The organism is Exiguobacterium sp. UBA3491 (assembly GCF_002377745.1).
Taxonomy (GTDB): Bacteria; Bacillota; Bacilli; order Exiguobacteriales; family Exiguobacteriaceae; genus Exiguobacterium_A.
Genome location: NZ_DFQK01000012.1, coordinates 307,807 through 326,271 on the forward strand (window position 1 = coordinate 307,807; position 18,465 = coordinate 326,271).

Below are 18,465 nucleotides of genomic sequence, written 5' to 3' on the forward strand. Positions count from 1 at the left end.
GATCAGAACGATGGAAACACGAAACATGGTCACGAAATCACAAATCAAAGAAGCGTTACGCGAATTAGGTGTGACGTCCGGTATGAAACTGTTCGTCCATACGTCACTCAAACAAATTGGCTGGATTCCTGGTGGGGTACAAGCATTGATCGAAGCCTTGCAGGAGGTCGTCACGACGGAAGGGTTGATCATGATGCCGGCGCAAAGTACGGATAATTCAGATCCGAAGAACTGGAGCCAACCGGCTGTACCTGAAGAATGGTGGGAAACGATCCGTCGGGAGATGCCGGCATATGATCCGGCAAAAACGGTCACACGTGGTATCGGTCGTGTACCGGAAGTCTTTCGAACGTATCCAGGTGTAGTCCGAAGCGAGCATCCGATGTGGTCGGTGACCGCATGGGGGAAGGATGCGGCGACATTCGTTGCCGATCATACACTGGAAAACGGTTTCGGTCCTGGCTCACCGATTGAACGCTTTATTGAAGCGGACGGTCAAATTCTCCATATCGGTTCGCCGTGGGATACGACGACCGTCTGGCATTATGCCGAATACGGACTGAATCGCCCGGACGTCGAGGACGGTTGTAAAGTCAGAGAAGGAACGACGGAACGGTTCATCCATTACCGACACCGTCAAGTCGATAGTGATGCATTTGGTCCAATCGGGGAAGCGCTCGAAGGGTCGGACTTCGTGACGTCCGGTTTGATTGGGCAAGCGAAATCACACCGCATCGATGCCAAAGCCTCGATCCCGGTCGTCATGTTGCAATTAAAAGCACTCGATCAATGGTTATTTTGAAACTTTTTCGGGAAGCTTTCGTAATACAAAGCAGAATCATAAAAAGGAGTGAATGCAATGGCTTCACGTTTTAAAGTTAACCCGGCATTGCGTCGTGGGTTCGATACAGCACGTGTCGGAGAACGACCGATGACGAAAAGTGGGACGATGAGTAAGATTTTCTTACTGCTCGCTCTCGTCACGGCAGCAGCTGGAGGAAGTTGGTTCTTCCTCGCAGAAAACCAAGGGTTGTTGTTCCCAGCCTTGATTGGTGGACTAGTCATCGGTCTAATTCTTGCCTTGGTCATCACATTCAAACCGGCGACGGCACCGGTTCTTTCACCGGTCTATGCGATCGTTGAAGGGGTGGCAGTCGGAGCGTTATCGCTCATGTTCGAAAGCATGTATCCAGGAATCGTCGGGAAGGCAGTCGTTGCGACATTCGTCGTTGCATTTGCGATGTGGTTCGTCTACTCGACTGGCATGATTAAAGTGACGCAACGTTTCCGTTCTGCGGTAACAGCAGCGATTCTCTCGATCTTCGTCTTGTATGCAGTCAACTTGATTCTCTCGTTATTTGGTGTCGACCTCCCATTCATGACAGGTAGCTCGCCGCTTGCGATTGGTATTCAGTTCGTCATCGTCATCGTCGCGTCCTTGTCACTCGTGATGGACTTCGATTTTATCTCGCAACAAGTTCGTGCCGGTGCGCCGAAGTCGATGGAATGGGTCGCAGCATTCGGATTGATCGTGACGATCATCTGGCTCTATATTGAATTACTCGATCTCTTGTATCGCCTTGCAGCACGAGATTAAAAGCAACAGACGACGGATTCTCCGTCGTCTGTTTTTTTGTCGCAAGCAGGGATAATTGTATGAAATGAGAATTAATAGAATGGTGAAATAAGAAGGGGGATCTCGTATGAAAGAACGTATCGTTATTGGAGCCGGACCGTACCACAACAATCCCGGCTGGTATCATACACAGGAAGATGAGTTGAATCTGCTCAATCGGTCCGATTGGGAACGGTTGTGTTCGAACGACACGTTGCAAGCAATTCTTACTGAACACGTCTGGGAGCACTTAACGTTTGAAGAAGGGATTGATGCGGCACGTCATTGTTATACATATCTTGCGCCAGGGGGATACGTTCGTTGTGCAGTGCCGGACGGTAATTTTCGAGATGAGGCATACCAAGCAATCGTTCAAGTCGGTGGCCCCGGTCCTGCTGATCATCCGGCGGCGAGTCATAAAATCGTCTATACATATGAAACGTTACAGCAAGTATTTAAAGAAGCTGGATTTCAAGTGCGCCTTCTAGAATATTTCGATCAGAACGGATTGTTTCATCAAGCAGATTGGAACGGAGATGACGGCATCATTTTCCGCTCGAAACGATACGATCCCCGAAATGCAGAACAGATGAAATTTCCTTCGTTGATACTTGATGCACATAAATGAATACATAGTTGGAAAAGACCATCTGAACTTCGCTGTCAGATGGTCTTTTTGATCATATTCCGTGCTCGCTTTTTAGTTGATCGACGTATTGTTTTGCTTCGAGCAAAGACGATCCGAGCGTCTCTCGAACGCGTTTGACAGCTTCAACCGTCTTTCCTTCATGAAGCAACTGAACCAGTTCGACTTGTAACGCTGCTTCTTCTAGTGACACCTCATTCAGACCGAGGTGCTCTTCGATCCGTTGTAGCTTCTTCAGAATCGTTTGTTGGCGGCGTTTCGCTTCGTCTGCTTTTTGAGATAAGGACATCCAGATGAAGAATAAGACGATTAGTGGTGCGAACGTGACGACAGAATCCATGGAGAACACCTTCCTTTGTTCCACCGTACCATAGAAGATGAATCATAACAAATAGTGGAAAATGATGTAGAAATTGATTATGCTGATATAGTGGAAAATAAAGGTTAATATAGAAAGGAGAATAATCTAGTGGACAATGTGTTAGTGACATTTTTGCCATTCTTGATTCAAGTTGGACTGCTCATGGTGCTGTTCTTCTTCGGAACGTTCGGTTTGTTCTTCTTCGTCAAACGAAGTTCATATCACAATAGCCGGTATTACCGACTGACACGCGAGCCGTTTTTACGGATCGTTCGTGATAAAGGAAAATGGGGCGAGTACTTGACGACGCGTCAACTCGACCAAGTGTCAGGGTACGGCACTTACGTCTTCAATACATACTTACCACGTGCACGCGGTGAGGGTACGACGGAAATCGATGTGACGTTCATTCATGAAAGTGGCATCTATGTGCTCGAATCAAAAAACTACAGCGGCTGGATTTTTGGACGCGAGCAGGATCGTCAGTGGACGCAACAGTTCCAGAACCGCTTCAAGCAACGATTCTATAATCCAATCAAACAAAATGAAGGACACCTCAAGAGCATGCAACGCTTCTTGGAAGGAACGGATCCTGCACTCTTTCATTCCTTGATCGTCTTCAGCGAACGCTGTGAACTGAAAAAGATTACCGTCGATTCAGCACATGTCCGTGTCTTCAAACGAAATGTCCTCCGTAAGACGATCGAGCAACTCGCGACAGAAAAGTCGTTGACACCGAGTCAAGTTGATACGATTGCAGGGAAACTCGGGGTTCATTCACAAGTCGATCGTGCCACGCAACAAGCGCATATCGATGGGATTCGTCAACGACAGGCAAAATGAGACCGTTGACGAGCTCATTCTCCTTCAGGTATAGTGAATGAATAATAAGTAGTGCAACTATATGGAGATGATAGGATGAAGGAATCGGAATGGTCACTCGGGATGCAATTATCCCGTAGTTATTACGCATTCAAACGTGCCGCTGCTAAACGGATGGAAGCATTCGGACTGACGCCGGAACAATTTTCTGTCCTGAGCGAACTCGCAAAACAAGATGGTGTTTCGCAAAAGCAACTGGCACTTGTGACAGAACGTGATCAAACGACGATTGGTAAGATTCTCGATAAGCTAGGAAAAAAAGAGCTGATCGTTCGAACACCAGATCCTCGGGACCGACGAGCGGTTCTACTCTTGATGACACGAGAAGGACGCGACATCGTCGATCGCCTCGGACCAGAGCTTGATCAGCTACAGCTCGAAGCGTTCCGTGGATTATCGCGACAGCAAATCGAGCAATTGAAGGAAATACTCGAGACCATTCACCGGAATGTGACGTGAATGGTTTTCCTTCGGATATATAGTTGCACATGATATTATAAGTGATGCATATAAAAAGGAGATAGAAACATGAAAGCATGGAAAGATGTCTGGTCAATGACACAAACGAAAGTCGGGCTCGTCTTCGCAATCGTCGTACCGCTCTTGTTCCTCGTTGTCTGGATGACGGGTTACCAAGGAACGACGGAACGTCTTGATCAATTAAATGTTGGGGTCGTCGCAGAAGCGAATGATCCGTTCATCCAGTCGTTGCAACAAGCACCGTTCACGGTTCAGACGGTTGCAACAGAAACAAAAGGGTTGCAAGCACTTGATGCGAATGAAGTCGATCTCGTCTTACAAAAAGATGATGCAACGCATCGATTGACAGCACACGTCAGTCAGACGAATTCGGAATTCGCAAATGCAATCCTCGAGAGAGCAACGGAAACGATCAGCAAACAGTTGAATGGAGAGCCGACGTTCACGACGTCAATCGTTACGGAACATGCCGTCTCGGATTTTGCTTTATCAATGCTTCCGCTCGTTCTCGGATTTGTCATTTACATCGCGACGATGACGATGGGGATACAATTCAATCTCGTCAGTACGATTTTAAAGAGTCGTCACACAAAATGGGATCTTTTCTGGAGTCGACAACTACTGCACGGCATCGTCTTACTTGTCGTACCATTGCTCCTCGTCTCGATGGCGCATCTACTGACAGATATCAATACGCCATTCATCAAATTGTGGGCGTTCGAGCTCCTCGTCGTTGCGACCTGTATCGCCGTCACACAGATGAACTTTGCCTTATTTGGTCCGATTGCTCCACTCGTTAATGTCGCATTGATCCCGTTCCAGTTAATGACCGCAGGGAACATTGTTCCAGCGAAGATGCTGGCACCATTTTATCAATCACTCGGAACGTTCCTGCCTGTTCCAAATGCCGTCTCTGGTTTCAGTCGATTATTATTCATGGATGGATCAGTCGGGACGCAAGTCCTTCATCTATCCTTACTATTTGTTGGTAGTTTCTTGGTGACGTGTCTCATTACAGTCTGGAGAAGAGAGGGCGTTAGGCAGCAAGCCATGGCTTGAGAAAAAGTATAGCTTCAAAAAAGCTCACGTCTCAATTTCCGAGACGTGAGCTTTTGTATTAGAACAACTCGTTGATTGGTGTGTCACCTTCGAGTAGTGTGACGACTTGTTTCGATGCTTTATCATGACCGATCGCAGCTAAAATAACACGGGCGACGTCCTCGCGTGGAATTTTTTTAGTCGCTTGCTCGGACGGATCCGTCGTGACGTTTCCTGTTCCGGCTTCATCCGACAGTCCACCTGGACGAAGAATCGTATAGTTAAGTGATGATTCCTTCATGACACGATCCGCATAACGTTTCGCGATGTAATACGGCTTCATGCTGTCGGACCATGTTTCTGGCGAATCGGCATTCAAGGCACTGACCATGATGAACTGTTTCGCATGGATTGCTTCCGCTGCTTCAATCGCTTTGACGGCACCGTCAAAATCAATCAGCATCGTTTTGTCCGCTCCTGTATGACCGCCGGATCCTGCCGTAAAGATAACGACATCTGATCCTTGTAATGCTTCCGTGATTGTCGCGACATCGTCTTCAAGATCAAGGTGAACCGGGGTATGACCGAGTTTCTCAAAATCACTGAATTGGTCCTTGGAACGTAATCCTACTTTGACATCGTGCTCCGAATCCTGCAGTAAGCGAGCAGCGTGACGACCTACTTTACCATTTGCACCAATGATGAAAATCTGACTCATGTTCCATTCCTCCATTCCACGATTTGATGATTCTGTTTCAGTATGGAAAAGACGAGGGGATTCTGTAAAGAGAGACGACTTATGGAACTGTAACCGTCATCAAAACATCTTTTTAACACTTTTATGCATAAAATCGTCAAATTATCTTGAAATCACGTGTATGTGTGGTAGGATAATGACTATTACCCACACCGAAAATCGTTTAGGTTAAATTGTGGCAATATTCGGAGAATGGGCAACGACGAAACAGAAAGGAGAGATACGATGAGAAAGAAACCATGGCTATTAGCTGGACTTGTCCTGACAGGCGTTGCCGCTTGGATGATCTGGAATCAACAGACGGATGCCGAAGCACATGACATCTTCGAAGACCACAAACTGGTCGTCGGGACGACGGGGGATTATAAGCCCTTTACATACCGGAACGAGGAACGGAATCGTTATCAAGGCTTTGATATTGAAGTCATCCAAGCGTTCGCTAAAGCAGCGGATCTTGACGTGACGTTCGTCAAGACGTCATGGCCGACGTTATCGGAGGATACGAAGTCAGGTAAGTTCGATATCGCAGTCGGTGGGATCACGAAGAAAGTCGAGCGCGAGGTCGTCGGAGACTTTACGTCGTCGTATTTCTCCTTTCAAAAAGCACCGCTCGTAAAGAAGGAAGATGTCAAACGCTTGAATTCGCTTGATGCAATCAATGATCCATCCGTCAAAATCGGTGTCAATCCGGGTGGGACGAACGAGGCGTTCGTGAAGAAGCATTTTCCAAAGGCAGATGTGACCGTCTTTGAGAACAACTTGGACATTCCAAAAGCCGTCCAAAGCGGTCAAGTCGACGTCATGGTAACAGACGACATCGAAGCGTTGCATTACGCAACAGAACTGAATCTTGCGGTGCCCAAACTCACTGAAGCATGGGAAGCAGCCGAGATGGCGTATTTGATGAAACCAGGACAAAAGCAGCTCGGAGACGTCTTCCGGGTCTGGATTGAAAGTGCGGAAGGACAAGAGCAGGTGCAACAATTGAAGGAAAAATGGAACATCGTCTCGACGCGGGAGACGGTCGGAGCGAAAGGAGCGGGAGCACATGAGTAAATGGGGATGGATCGTCGTCGGAGGTGGCGTCTTGTTTGCCAGCTTACTAACACTTTGGCAAACGGAGCAACCACGACGTGTACAAGCAAAGAACGTCTTTGCGACGAAAAAAATCGTCGTCGGAACGACCGGCGATTATAAACCATTCACCTACTTGAACCGGAAGACGAACGAGTACGAAGGATTCGATATCGAAGTGATCCGTTCTTTCGCGAAGACGACCGGCATCGATGTGGAGTTCGTCCCGACTACATGGCCGACGCTGTCTGCTGATCTCGCTAGCGGGAAATTCGATATGGTCGTCGGGGGAGTGACGAAAAACATCGAGCGCGAGATCATTGGCGACTTCACGTCAAGTTACCTGTCATTCCAAAAGACACCGCTCGTCCGTAAAGAAGATGCCGGACGCCTCGTTTCGATTGAACAGATCAATCGACCGGACGTGACGATTGGTCTAAATCCAGGCGGAACGAATGAACAATTCGTCCGCAAGACGTTTACGAAGGCGAACATCGTCATGTATGAGCAAAACCTCGACATCCCGCATGCGGTTGCCTCAGGTGAAGTTGATGTCATGATCACTGATACGGTCGAGGCGATTCATTATGAAGCACTCGATCAACGACTCGCGGCACCAAGAATTCAAGAAAAGTGGATTCCGGCGGAGAAAAGCTACCTCGTCCGGGAGTCAGAAGCGGACGTCGTCGATGTCTTTAACCTCTGGATGCAGTCGTACGAAGGACAGGAAGAGATGGAGCAATTAAAAGAGAAATGGCAAGTGGCGTCATAAGTGGATCGTGCCTCCTGATAGCAGGGGGCACGATTTTTTAATGACAGGAATCTGATGGGAAAAGTCGAACAAGTATGTAGAAGCAAACCAGGAGGAAACCGATATGTTGAAAAAGAGAACATCGAAACAATGGCTCATCATGACCGCTCTTTTTGCCTGTGTCACTTACACATGGTTCGTCATCGGAGATGTTTGGATTAATAATCCTACGTTATTGTTCGCAGGAGCGCTTGTATTTACGAGTGGCGCGGTACTATCGTTTAGTCTCGCGTTAGCGCGAGCCGTTCGCTTAAAAGGTGTTGAGTTTAAGATGATGCTGGTGTCGGTAGTCGTAACGCTCGCCTTGTCTGCAGGTGCCGTATATGGTGTATACCAGATTGTAGCGTAATCGTTAGAGATTGAATCGAGGCACCGATTCAGGTGTCTTTTTTGATTTTTCGAACAGAAAAAATAGGGGAATCTTGGACATGACTTTGGATTCATGGAAAGAAGGAATGAAGATGATTCATGTCGAGAACTTGACGAAGACGTACGTTGGAAAGGATGTCGTCAAAGGGATTTCCTTTGACGTGCAAGCAGGGGAAATCTTCGCCTTTCTTGGACCGAACGGTGCCGGGAAATCGACGACTGTTCAGATGCTGACGACGCTGATTAAACTGAGAATACCGATTAGGACGAGCAGGAAACGATTGAATCCGTTCATATTTCATCTCTCCTTTCTGTCGTTAAATTGTTTGTTTTTAGACGTTCGGGAAATCACGAATACCATGAATAATATGTGAGGTCAAAATAAAAATACAGTGTATGAAAAAAACTCCTCTCATTGTGTCATGAGAGGAGTACAACAGTTTTATTTTTCGATTTTCGGTACTTTTACGATGTAGTAGATCGTACTTAAAATCAAAAAGGCGATTCCGATTAAGATTGAGACGCGTGTCTCGTCATTAAACAGCATGCCGACGAGTACTGTGATCAGCGCGAAGATCGATAGATAGTTCGTCACCGGCGCACCTGGCATTTTGAACGGATGCGAGGCTGTCCGTTCACTTTCGATTTTTCGGTAACGGATATGACTGATTAATATCGCGAACCACGGCACCATCCCTGGTAGTACCGAAGCGCTGTAGACATAAACGAAGATGTTCGTATCCTTTCCGAGAACGTGCGGGAGAATGATATCGAGGATGACACCAAAGAAAATCCCGATTGAAATGGCTAGAACTGTATAGAGCGGAATCCCACGTTTATTGATCTTTAAGAAGAAAGACGGCATCTGCCCTTTTTCCGCTAATGCATAGATCATCCGACTGGCGCTGAAGATTCCTGAGTTACAACCGGATAAAGCGGCCGTGATGACGACGAAGTTAATGATGCCAGCAGCAATCGTCACACCGACCTTGGCGAATGTCGCAACGAATGGACTTCCAAGATCGGATAATTCGTTCCATGGATACACCGTGACGATGATGAAAATCGCTCCAACGTAGAAAATCAAAATCCGCCAGACGACACCATTGATCGCCTTCGTGATGTTTTTCTCTGGATCTTTTGTTTCCCCAGCCGTGACTCCAATCAACTCGACACCGATGTAAGAGGCGAAGACGATCGAGAGGGCAAAGAAGAAGCCGGTGAAACCGTTTGTGAAAAAGCCGCCGTTTGCCCAAAGATTCGAAAGACCGACTGGATTTCCGCCATTCCCTAGTCCAAAGAAAATAATGCCGAATCCAGCGACGATCATCAGAAGAATCGTCAGTATCTTGATCGAAGCGAACCAAAACTCGAGTTCACCNNAGGAAGCAAGGTTTGCGAGCGTCAAGAGAATGATGACGACGATCCCTGGAATCCATGTTGGTAGTTCAGGCCACCAGAAGTGTAAGTACGTTCCAACGGCGATGACTTCACTCATCCCGACGACGACCCAGTTGAAGATGTTGCTGCTTGCTGTTAAAAAACCAGCAGCTGGATGGATATAATCGTTTGCGAACTTTGCGTACGATCCACTGTGCGGATGGGTGTAGACCATCTCGCCGAGTGCCCGCATGATGAAAAAGATAAAAACTCCGGCTAGCATGTACGCAAGTAAGACTGATGGTCCTGTCCAAGCGATCGTACTTGACGCCCCGAGGAAGAGACCAACACCAATCGTTCCTCCGAGCGCAATCATTTGTACCTGTCGTGCTGTTAAATCTCGTTTCAAATTCGAACTCATCGTTTCCCCCAAAAAAAATCTGTGACGTCATAATGTTCAGACAACTTGTCGTAAGAACTATAAGGCTGAGTATACTATCCTCAGATAGGGCACGGCTAGTCTTTTTGAAAATTTGAAATAGAGTTTTCAATAATCAGATATTCATGAAACAAATATGTAACAGCTTTCATTCGCCCATTAATAGAGTGTCAAGTTGTTGACCTAATCTCCCGACATACAGATGCTCAGCAGTTGCTAAGACGATCAAATCATCACGCATTGTAAGGTCGCCTGACAGGGAATTTCCTTGTTCGGTCATGAAACGAATCGAACGAATGCCCTTAAAACGTGTTCCATTTCGTTCAAGTAATTGTATGTCATCAGAGTATGCAGCAAGTAGATGGTCATTGTACCGAGCGAACTGAGAAAAGGCGATCGTAGGAGCCTCACAAACGAGATCGTCCTCTTGATTAATACGGACGAAACGATAATCGGAGTAGTAGAAGAACCAGACTTCTGTTGATGAACAGACATTCAGAGCATAACAATCATCAATCAGATATTGCCGATTCTTATACTGCACTTCACCTGTATCGTCAAAAGCGACCAGACCGAAAGCACCATTCGAACTCGTGACGGCATCGGCATAGACACCTTCATCAAAATAACTGACCCAAATCCAACCTTGTTCGTCGATTTGCATATTTTGAATCCCGTCGTCTAAACAAAAGCTATTCAGTAACTGACCTTGAGGATCGTAGATAAAGGCGTTTGGCAACCATGTGCCGTCGATATCATCATCACAACGAGAAGCGACGAGTAACAGCCGTCCGTCTGGAAAACGATCAACGAGGGAAAAGTCGATGTCGTTTCTTTCGACGATCGTCGTCTTTCGCCAGTCATCCTTCAGTTGATGAATGGAGAGAATCTGTGTTTCACGAAATTCATCAATCGATTCTTCAACGATTAAAATATGTCCGTCGACAGTGATGCCAGTTGCGACCGGGCTTCCAGAACGATAGGATGCGGTCAAACGACGTAGCGGGAAATGGGCGAGCGGGTATGTGAGCATGGCACGACCTCCTGTCTGTTGTAAAAAGCAGTCCGTCGACAGACAGACTGCTTAATGAGTTAAACCGACCGTTGACGGCGTTTATAGAAGAAATAGACGATAATTAAGGCGACGGCAGCAATCAAAACACCATTCGTATATGGTGCAGCGACTTCCTTGATCGAGCGCCAGTTCGTTCCGAGTGTTTCTCCAAGATAGAGGAACAAGATTGACCATGGAATGATGGCAAGAATCGTGTAGAGCGAAAACTTCGTTTGATCCATTTTCGCAAGACCAGCTGGAATCGAGATGGCATGGCGGACGACAGGAATGAAGCGAGCTCCGAAGATGACACCTTGACCGTATTTCAAGAACCAGCGTTCAGCTAAATCCAGATGATGTTCAGAGATCAGGACATACTTTCCGTACTTCAAGATCAATGGACGACCGCCATAGCGAGCAAACCAATATAAGAACAATTGCGACAACAATCCGCCAATGACGGCGGCGACGACAGCGAGTGGCCAGCTAATCGTTCCTTGAGAAATCATGAATCCGCCGTATGAGAGAACGATTTCGCTCGGTATGATTTCAATCATCAACCCGAGGGCGATACCGAAATATCCGAGATCGGCAAGTGAAAGTAAAATCTGGTTGACGATTTGAGATAACACGTAAGACAACTCCTTTGTAATCAGTACATTCCTTTATTTTAGAGAACCGAAGATCAAATGAAAAGGAAAAAAACGGAGACAATTAAAAAGACGGATCCACCATGATAGCGAATCCGTCTTGTTTTTATAACACGACCGCAGCAATCGTACCGAAGATGAGCAACGGAATATTGTAGTGCAAGAACGTCGGAATGACGGTTTCTCGCATGTGATCGTGCTGACCATCGGCATTCAAACCACTCGTAGGTCCAAGCGTCGAGTCTGACGCGGGGCTACCAGCGTCACCAAGAGCACCTGCTGTCCCGATGATCGCAACCGTCGCTTCTAAGCTGAAGCCATACTGGATGCAAAGTGGAACGAAGATCGCAGCGATGATTGGAACAGTTGAGAAACTTGATCCAATGCCCATCGTGACGAGAAGACCGATCAAGAGCATGACGAACGCGGCAACAAGTTGGGAGTCGCCCATCAATGCTTTTGAGTTCTCAACGAGCGGTTCGATATCACCCGTCTTACGCAAGACATTCGAGAATCCGTTCGCTGAGATCATGACAAAACCGATGAATGACATCATCCGCATACCACGCGTGATGACGTCATCTGCTTCACTGAATCGAACGAGACGAAGCAACAAGAAGAGGATGAGTCCCGTCGATGCAGCAAGAATCATTGATTCCGTCTGCAGTTGAACGATCAGTGTCGCGATGACGACGATACCACTTAGAACAAGTTTCGATTTCGTAATGACCGGGATTTCATAGTCGTCCGGGGCGATATCACGAATTTCATACGTCCGCTCTTTCCGGTACGTATACAGACCGATCAAGAGACCGACGACCATTCCGAGTGCTGGAATCGCCATTGCTTCGATGACAGAAACTCCCGTCGTATCAAGACCATTAGCTTTCAGGTTTTTCAGTAAAATCTGATTCAGATAGATGTCTCCGAATCCGATCGGTAAGAACATGTACGGTGTGACGAGACCGAATGTCATGATGATCGCAATTCGACGTCGGTCCATCTTCAACTGAGAAAAAAGACCAAGAAGCGGCGGAATGATGATCGGAATGAAGGCGATGTGAATCGGTAGAGCATTTTGTGAACTGATCGCGAGTAACAGAATCGCGAACAAGATGAATCCTTTTAACTTCTTGACTGATGCGGCACTTGCGTTACCTCGTGAACGTGCGATCAATGCGTGAGCGAGAGCATCCGGTAAGCCCGTTTTCGAGAGGGCGACGGCAAACGCACCAAGCATTGCGTAGCTAAGAGCGATTTCGGCTCCGTCGCCAAGACCACCCGCGAACGCTTCGGTTGTTTTCGTTAAATCAAGACCGCCGACGAGACCGCCGGCGAACGCACTGATGACCATCGCGAGCACGATGTGGACGCGGAAGATCGCTAAGATGAATAGTAAAAAGACGGCAAACAATACGGCGTTAATCATTCGATAAAACCACACTTTCTTTTGTTATCACTGCACTATACTAAAGTATCTTACAGCCATGTTGAAACACTGTCAAGGATAAAAGTCTGACCTCGTATTAAATGACTTCACGATAGGCTTTCTAGCTTTGTATAAAAGTCATATTTTTTAATACCTGGAAGCATGAAGGGAAAAGCATATAGATCACTGAAAATGGCTTACACAAAAAAATGTGCCATCCTTCTCCATTACGAGAAAATGGCACATCATCTTTAATTTAAGACGGAGTAGAATATCCCGAATCTATTTGAGTTTCTTCTATAAGAGAGCAATCAGCAATCGACGACGTCGAGTTTACCGGTCCCTGGGTCGATGACGAGTCCATGGACATTCGTACCAGGTGGCAGTAATGGGTGGTTCTTCACGAGGCTGACGGAGTGAGCGACACTCTCCTGAACTGACGTAAAGCCACGTAACCATTGGTTCAAATCAACACCTGATACTTCAAGCGTGTGAAGAATCTGTTGGTCGATACCTCGATCCTTCATTTCGCTGATCATGTGTTTAGGATCAATCGTGCTCATGCCGCAATCGTGGTGACCGATGACGACGACTTCTTCAGCGCCAAGGGCATACAACGCGACGAGAATCGAGCGCATGACGGAACCGAATGGGTGCGATAGGATAGCACCGGCATTTTTGATGATCTTCGCATCCCCGTTTTTTAGGCCGAGTGCGTGTGGAAGAAGTTCTGTTAGGCGGGCATCCATACATGTCAGGATGACGACCTTTTTATCCGGGAACTTATCCGAGACGAACTGCTCATACTGTTTTTCGGCGACGAATCGCTCGTTGAAGGCTAGCATTTCCTGTACAACTGACATTGAAGTGTCCTCCTTTAGTGGTAGCTCTTAATATGTACCCCATATCAGAATACAAGATGATGAAACGGCTATCAAGTCAGGAAAACGCAAGGTGTGACAAATCGCACACATCCATGTACATGAAGCAAAACGATGAAAAAGGAGAATCCGCAATAGATGTAAACGTTACCAAGGATGTGAGGGAATTCACAGGATGGTCATGCACAAAGCAGGAAAAAGGAGTTATGATTAATTTGTGAAGGAAAGCACAAACTATTGAAAAACAGCTTGGCATTCCTGACATAATGGTTGGCAAATCAAACTCAGATTCGTTCCACGACAGGGAGGAAACCACTCATGGCTGTGAAAGAAAAAACAAAATCGACGGCAACGCCGGTCGAACAAGCAATTGGACAAATCGTTGAAAAAGGACAACGTGCATTACAGGAGTTATTGACATTCGATCAAGAAAAAATCGATACGATCGTCCGTGATATGGCACTTGCCGGACTTGAACGGCACGTCGAACTCGCTCGTCTCGCAACAGAAGAGACAGGTCGCGGTGTCTTTGAAGATAAGATGATTAAAAATATATTTGCGACAGAATACATCTACAACAGTCTACGTCATGAAAAAACGGTCGGGATTTTAGAAGAAGATGTACAAAACGGCATCACGTATATCGCTGAACCGGTCGGTGTCGTCTGTGGTGTCACACCAGTCACGAACCCGACATCGACGACGATGTTCAAAGCACTGATTGCGATCAAGACCCGCAACCCGATCGTCTTCGCGTTCCACCCGTCGGCACAACGGTGTTCCGTCGAAGCGGCGAAAACACTCCGCGACGCAGCCATCAAAGCAGGGGCACCAAAAGACTGCATTCAATGGGTCGAAGAACCATCACTTGAAGCAACGAAAGTCTTGATGAACCACGAAAACATCGCCATGGTCCTTGCGACAGGTGGAGCAGGAATGGTCAAATCAGCATATTCAACAGGTAAGCCGGCACTCGGTGTTGGACCAGGGAACGTTCCTTGCTACATTGAACAGTCAGCAAAAGTCAAACGGGCAGTCAGCGATCTCGTTCTTTCAAAAACGTTTGATAACGGGATGATCTGTGCATCTGAACAAGCCGTCATCGTTGACCAAGAAATATATGCAACGGTCCGTGCAGAAATGGAAGCACTCGGTTGTTACTTCTGTACACCGGAAGAAAAACAGCGTCTCGAATCACTCGTCATTAAAACTGATACATGTGCCGTCAACGCGGACATCGTCGGGAAACCTGCGACATGGATTGCAGAACGAGCCGGGATCGACGTTCCGGAAACGACGGTCATGCTCGTCGCGGAACTCGAGCACGTTGGAGCAGCAGAACCACTGTCTCATGAAAAACTCAGTCCCGTCCTCGGTGCGTACCGTGTCGCATCCACCGAAGAAGCGTTTACGATTGCTGAACAGATGCTTGAAATCGGGGGTCTCGGTCATACCGCCGTCATTCATACGACGAACGATGATTTGATGACAGCGTTCGGACTCCGCATGAAAGCCTGCCGGATTCTCGTCAACAGTCCATCTGCTCATGGCGGAATCGGTGATCTTTATAACGAGTTGACACCATCACTAACACTCGGTTGCGGCTCATATGGGAAAAACTCTGTTTCTGAGAACGTGACTGCGAAACACTTACTCAACGTCAAGAAGGTGGCGAGACGACGCGTGAACATGCAATGGTTCAAGGTACCAGAAAAAATCTACTTCGAAAAGAACTCCGTTCAGTACCTCCGGTCAATGACTGACGTCTCACGCGTCATGATTGTCACCGATCCAACGATGGTACAGTTCGGTTATGCCGATAAAGTGATTCAAAACTTGCCACAGTCCGTCAGTTACCGAATCTTCGACCAAGTCGAACCAGATCCATCGGTGACGACTGTTCAGACAGGTGCCCAAGCCATGCGTGACTTCAAACCCGACTTGATCATCGCTCTTGGTGGTGGGTCAGCGATGGATGCTGCAAAAGGAATGTGGCTCTTCTATGAACAGCCGAACGAAACGTTCTCAAACTTGCGTCAAAAATTCCTGGATATCCGTAAGCGTGCCTACAAATTCCCGACACTCGGTCGTCAAGCGAAGTTCGTCGCGATTCCGACGACATCGGGTACGGGTTCAGAAGTGACACCGTTCACCGTCATCACGGATAAAGAGAAAAACGTCAAATACCCGATTGCTGACTATGCCTTGACACCCGACGTCGCGATCGTTGATCCGGAATTCGTCATGACTGTACCGGCTTCGATTACTGCTGATACCGGAATGGATGTCTTGACACACGCAACAGAAGCATACGTATCGGTCCTTGCGAACGACTACACGGATGGACTGGCACTTAAAGCAATCAAGATGATCTTTGACTACTTGCCACGAGCGTACGAGAACGGATCTGACGCAGAAGCTCGGGAAAAAGTGCACAATGCGTCAACGATGGCAGGGATGGCTTTCGCGAACGCCTTCCTCGGAATCAACCACTCGATCGCGCACAAAATCGGTGGGGAATTCCACACACCACACGGACGGACGAACGCGATCCTGATGCCACACGTCATTCGTTATAATGCGTCACGCCCAACGAAACTGGCAGCATTCCCAAAATACGAATCATTCGTCGCCGATGAACGGTATGCCGACATCGCACGTTACCTCGGTCTTCCGGCAGCAACGACAGAACAAGGGGTCGAATCACTTATTCAAGCCGTTGCTGATCTTGGACAACGTCTCAACATCAAGATGTCATTCAAGGCACAAGGCATTCAAAAAGCAGACTTCGAGGCAAAACTCGAAAAGATGGCAGTCGATGCCTTCGAAGATCAATGTACGACAGCGAATCCGAAGATGCCGCTTGTCGCTGAGTTACGGACGATCATGGAACAAGCATACGAAGGCATCTAAATAGAGAAAAAAATACTATGGCAAAAGATCGTTCAACCGGCTTCTCACTCTGAGAGGTCGGTTTTTATTTTGGAAATCAGTGGAGACAGTCAGAGAAAAAGTGGGATATAATGGCTGTTGAATGAATTTGATGTTTTTGGTTTCGTTGTAGCAGGAATATTCAAACATCAGACATAAAAAGGAGGAAATGGGATGGAGTCAAGGCAAGAAAGGAAACAACGACGGTTTTCCGTCTGGGACGTCCTGTATGGCGTCCTCATCGGTCTCATCTTTTTCGGTGTCATCTACGGTGTGATGGCATTTTTGACTTCACAAATCACCTCATCCTCAGACTATCAGGATCTCGTGAAGCAGATGCAACAGGCGGATATCACATGGGAAGAGACAGACATCACTGTTTCGTTGATGCTTTTGTTCGTCGGTGGGCTGTCGATCACGATGCCGAGCGCAGTCCGAGAAGGGATCATCAATCAGGTGCTGGATGCAAGTTCTGCCGGCGACGTCTTATCGTTGTTTGGGATTGACTTAAGACAAGTCCTCGCGCCATTGACGTTCGATGTCTCTTACGGCACGTTGCTTTATTCTGTTTTTGGTATCGGATTGATCGTCCTGTTATTTTTAGTGTTACGGATTAAGGCAAGTCGGCTTGGGTGGACGATTCGATCGGTCAGTTTCTTTTTAACGGTCGGCATCATCTGGTTTGTTCTTGCCGGACGCGGAAACAGTGTCCCATTCCTTGCGTTACAAGACGGCTATGCGATGAGCGGGATCTTACCACTTCTCGTCGTCAGTCTGCTTGGTTGGATGGCGTTTTTCCCGCAAAAGTTATCCGGTCTGACAGCTGCCGGACGTGCCAGCTTGCTGATTTTGATGTTCGCGAGTACGCTCCAACTTGTCTTTACGGTGCAGGACGAAGCGGAGTATGACGGTGATTCCTCACTACGAACGGCATTGACCGTTGCGAGTCTGAACGCCGGAAGTGGAGGGATGTTTGACTGGATTCATGGTGGACAAGTCGTGTATCAAGCAGACGTCCTTGGAGCGAATGCGGAAATCCCGGTCTCGATGCTAAACGGGGAGACTTCAACGGAACAGCTCAATGACTCGATTCAGAAAGTTGTCGATGGGATTGATACGAATCGGGTGACGGAACAATTGCTGACGTTAATCGGTGGAGAACGTCCTGATTTATCAGCGACACAATTGAAGCTTGATCCTGTTGATTTCGGTGTCGCACGACAGACGATCCAAGCAATTGATGCTGAATCGGCCGGAACGACGGCACCAAACATCTCAAGTGAGAGTGCGTATTGGGTGTTGTTACTCGTGACATTTGTGATTTACTTCGTCTGTAGTATCCGGAGTTTCAAGTCGATCATCGACCCATTCATTTTTGCGATCGCGATCGGTGTCATCAGCTTCATCGTCAGTCAAGCTTCATATGTTCAGTTCGCGATGAAGTGGCGGAGTGACGTCTTATTCGAGTTCGCTCAACAGACGGCAGGATGGACGGTGCTTTTCGCAACAGGACTTGCGTTACTTGGTGGAATTCTTGGTTATGTAGTCCGGCGGAAGCCCGACAAAACGGTTTAAGAGACGTGGAGTGATGAAGCTCTTCCACTAGGAGATCTGCCATGAATGGAGACGACGAACGTTATTGTCATTCTCGCTTTCCACAGGCGGGAG

18 protein-coding genes and 1 pseudogene are annotated in these 18,465 nt (G+C 47.4%); 12 read left to right on the top strand and 7 right to left on the bottom strand.

Annotation, left to right across the window (positions count from 1 at the left end; genetic code table 11):
- Window positions 1–10: 10 nt before the first annotated feature.
- The 3 genes from B4F99_RS04635 (at window position 11) to B4F99_RS04645 (ending at window position 2,243) form a co-directional block, all read left to right on the top strand.
- The gene (locus B4F99_RS04635; protein ID WP_290755619.1) at window positions 11–802 is read left to right on the top strand and encodes an aminoglycoside N(3)-acetyltransferase; all 792 of its coding nucleotides are present in this window, start codon (window positions 11–13) and stop codon (window positions 800–802) included.
- Between the two features lie 57 nt (window positions 803–859).
- Window positions 860–1,597, top strand: coding sequence for a Bax inhibitor-1/YccA family protein (locus B4F99_RS04640; protein WP_290755621.1), 738 nt, complete (start codon window positions 860–862; stop codon window positions 1,595–1,597).
- Between the two features lie 106 nt (window positions 1,598–1,703).
- Entirely contained in the window at window positions 1,704–2,243 is a 540-nt protein-coding gene (locus tag B4F99_RS04645) for a class I SAM-dependent methyltransferase (RefSeq protein ID WP_290755636.1), read from the top strand.
- 52 nt (window positions 2,244–2,295) lie between these two features.
- Here the strand turns inward: B4F99_RS04645 and B4F99_RS04650 are convergent, their stop codons facing one another.
- Entirely contained in the window at window positions 2,296–2,601 is a 306-nt protein-coding gene (locus B4F99_RS04650; RefSeq protein WP_029341343.1) for a hypothetical protein, read from the bottom strand.
- 129 nt (window positions 2,602–2,730) lie between these two features.
- Here B4F99_RS04650 and B4F99_RS04655 point away from each other — a divergent pair, with 129 nt between their 5' ends.
- From B4F99_RS04655 to B4F99_RS04665, 3 genes are all read left to right on the top strand, one after another.
- Window positions 2,731–3,465, top strand: a complete 735-nt coding sequence (locus B4F99_RS04655) for a nuclease-related domain-containing protein (RefSeq protein ID WP_290755638.1) — start codon at window positions 2,731–2,733, stop codon at window positions 3,463–3,465.
- 75 nt (window positions 3,466–3,540) lie between these two features.
- Window positions 3,541–3,963, top strand: a complete 423-nt coding sequence (locus B4F99_RS04660) for a MarR family winged helix-turn-helix transcriptional regulator (RefSeq protein ID WP_290755640.1) — start codon at window positions 3,541–3,543, stop codon at window positions 3,961–3,963.
- 69 nt (window positions 3,964–4,032) lie between these two features.
- Entirely contained in the window at window positions 4,033–5,043 is a 1,011-nt protein-coding gene (locus B4F99_RS04665; protein WP_290755642.1) for an ABC transporter permease, read from the top strand.
- Between the two features lie 58 nt (window positions 5,044–5,101).
- Here the strand turns inward: B4F99_RS04665 and B4F99_RS04670 are convergent, their stop codons facing one another.
- Window positions 5,102–5,740, bottom strand: a complete 639-nt coding sequence (locus B4F99_RS04670; protein ID WP_290755644.1) for an SDR family oxidoreductase — start codon at window positions 5,738–5,740, stop codon at window positions 5,102–5,104.
- 264 nt (window positions 5,741–6,004) lie between these two features.
- Between B4F99_RS04670 and B4F99_RS04675 the strand changes: the two genes are divergently transcribed.
- From B4F99_RS04675 to B4F99_RS15495, 4 genes and pseudogenes are all read left to right on the top strand, one after another.
- The gene (locus B4F99_RS04675; RefSeq protein ID WP_290755646.1) at window positions 6,005–6,835 is read left to right on the top strand and encodes a transporter substrate-binding domain-containing protein; all 831 of its coding nucleotides are present in this window, start codon (window positions 6,005–6,007) and stop codon (window positions 6,833–6,835) included.
- Window positions 6,828–7,625, top strand: coding sequence for a transporter substrate-binding domain-containing protein (locus tag B4F99_RS04680; protein ID WP_214855541.1), 798 nt, complete (start codon window positions 6,828–6,830; stop codon window positions 7,623–7,625). The genes B4F99_RS04675 and B4F99_RS04680 overlap by 8 nt, the downstream gene beginning before the upstream one ends.
- A gap of 103 nt (window positions 7,626–7,728) precedes the next feature.
- Window positions 7,729–8,013: a hypothetical protein gene (locus B4F99_RS04685; protein ID WP_290755649.1), complete on the top strand. Its 285-nt coding sequence runs from the start codon at window positions 7,729–7,731 to the stop codon at window positions 8,011–8,013.
- Window positions 8,014–8,125: 112 nt separating this feature from the next.
- A pseudogene (locus B4F99_RS15495) lies at window positions 8,126–8,281 on the top strand (ATP-binding cassette domain-containing protein); the annotation flags it as partial.
- Window positions 8,282–8,475: 194 nt separating this feature from the next.
- Here the strand turns inward: B4F99_RS15495 and B4F99_RS04695 are convergent.
- The 5 genes from B4F99_RS04695 to B4F99_RS04715 form a co-directional block, all read right to left on the bottom strand.
- Window positions 8,476–9,834: an amino acid permease gene (locus B4F99_RS04695; RefSeq protein WP_290755653.1), complete on the bottom strand. Its 1,359-nt coding sequence runs from the start codon at window positions 9,832–9,834 to the stop codon at window positions 8,476–8,478.
- 166 nt (window positions 9,835–10,000) lie between these two features.
- Window positions 10,001–10,885 (bottom strand): hypothetical protein, encoded by an 885-nt coding sequence (locus B4F99_RS04700; protein WP_290755655.1) that lies wholly within the window; start codon window positions 10,883–10,885, stop codon window positions 10,001–10,003.
- A 59-nt stretch (window positions 10,886–10,944) separates the two neighbouring features.
- Window positions 10,945–11,538, bottom strand: coding sequence for a DedA family protein (locus B4F99_RS04705; RefSeq protein ID WP_214855551.1), 594 nt, complete (start codon window positions 11,536–11,538; stop codon window positions 10,945–10,947).
- 124 nt (window positions 11,539–11,662) lie between these two features.
- Window positions 11,663–12,982: a Na+/H+ antiporter family protein gene (locus tag B4F99_RS04710; RefSeq protein ID WP_290755670.1), complete on the bottom strand. Its 1,320-nt coding sequence runs from the start codon at window positions 12,980–12,982 to the stop codon at window positions 11,663–11,665.
- Window positions 12,983–13,296: 314 nt separating this feature from the next.
- Entirely contained in the window at window positions 13,297–13,848 is a 552-nt protein-coding gene (locus tag B4F99_RS04715) for a beta-class carbonic anhydrase (protein WP_023467896.1), read from the bottom strand.
- Between the two features lie 336 nt (window positions 13,849–14,184).
- Here B4F99_RS04715 and adhE point away from each other — a divergent pair, with 336 nt between their 5' ends.
- Together adhE and B4F99_RS04725 are read left to right on the top strand one after the other, a co-directional pair.
- Complete coding sequence (gene adhE, locus B4F99_RS04720; RefSeq protein ID WP_290755658.1) at window positions 14,185–16,779, top strand: bifunctional acetaldehyde-CoA/alcohol dehydrogenase; 2,595 nt, start codon at window positions 14,185–14,187, stop codon at window positions 16,777–16,779.
- A 192-nt stretch (window positions 16,780–16,971) separates the two neighbouring features.
- Window positions 16,972–18,372 carry a hypothetical protein gene (locus B4F99_RS04725; RefSeq protein WP_290755660.1) on the top strand — a complete coding sequence of 467 codons (1,401 nt, stop codon included), beginning with the start codon at window positions 16,972–16,974 and terminating at the stop codon, window positions 18,370–18,372.
- The last annotated feature ends 93 nt before the right edge of the window (window positions 18,373–18,465 follow it).

What these genes read in the sequence shown, in the direction of transcription:
- B4F99_RS04635 (WP_290755619.1), top strand. Translation starts at nt 11, where the DNA reads ATGGAAACACGAAACATGGTCACGAAATCACAAATCAAAGAAGCGTTA.
- B4F99_RS04640 (WP_290755621.1), top strand. Translation starts at nt 860, where the DNA reads ATGGCTTCACGTTTTAAAGTTAACCCGGCATTGCGTCGTGGGTTCGAT.
- B4F99_RS04645 (WP_290755636.1), top strand. Translation starts at nt 1,704, where the DNA reads ATGAAAGAACGTATCGTTATTGGAGCCGGACCGTACCACAACAATCCC.
- B4F99_RS04650 (WP_029341343.1), bottom strand. Translation starts at nt 2,601, where the DNA reads ATGGATTCTGTCGTCACGTTCGCACCACTAATCGTCTTATTCTTCATC.
- B4F99_RS04660 (WP_290755640.1), top strand. Translation starts at nt 3,541, where the DNA reads ATGAAGGAATCGGAATGGTCACTCGGGATGCAATTATCCCGTAGTTAT.
- B4F99_RS04665 (WP_290755642.1), top strand. Translation starts at nt 4,033, where the DNA reads ATGAAAGCATGGAAAGATGTCTGGTCAATGACACAAACGAAAGTCGGG.
- B4F99_RS04670 (WP_290755644.1), bottom strand. Translation starts at nt 5,740, where the DNA reads ATGAGTCAGATTTTCATCATTGGTGCAAATGGTAAAGTAGGTCGTCAC.
- B4F99_RS04675 (WP_290755646.1), top strand. Translation starts at nt 6,005, where the DNA reads ATGAGAAAGAAACCATGGCTATTAGCTGGACTTGTCCTGACAGGCGTT.
- B4F99_RS04680 (WP_214855541.1), top strand. Translation starts at nt 6,828, where the DNA reads ATGAGTAAATGGGGATGGATCGTCGTCGGAGGTGGCGTCTTGTTTGCC.
- B4F99_RS04685 (WP_290755649.1), top strand. Translation starts at nt 7,729, where the DNA reads ATGTTGAAAAAGAGAACATCGAAACAATGGCTCATCATGACCGCTCTT.
- B4F99_RS04700 (WP_290755655.1), bottom strand. Translation starts at nt 10,885, where the DNA reads ATGCTCACATACCCGCTCGCCCATTTCCCGCTACGTCGTTTGACCGCA.
- B4F99_RS04715 (WP_023467896.1), bottom strand. Translation starts at nt 13,848, where the DNA reads ATGTCAGTTGTACAGGAAATGCTAGCCTTCAACGAGCGATTCGTCGCC.
- adhE (WP_290755658.1), top strand. Translation starts at nt 14,185, where the DNA reads ATGGCTGTGAAAGAAAAAACAAAATCGACGGCAACGCCGGTCGAACAA.
- B4F99_RS04725 (WP_290755660.1), top strand. Translation starts at nt 16,972, where the DNA reads ATGGAGTCAAGGCAAGAAAGGAAACAACGACGGTTTTCCGTCTGGGAC.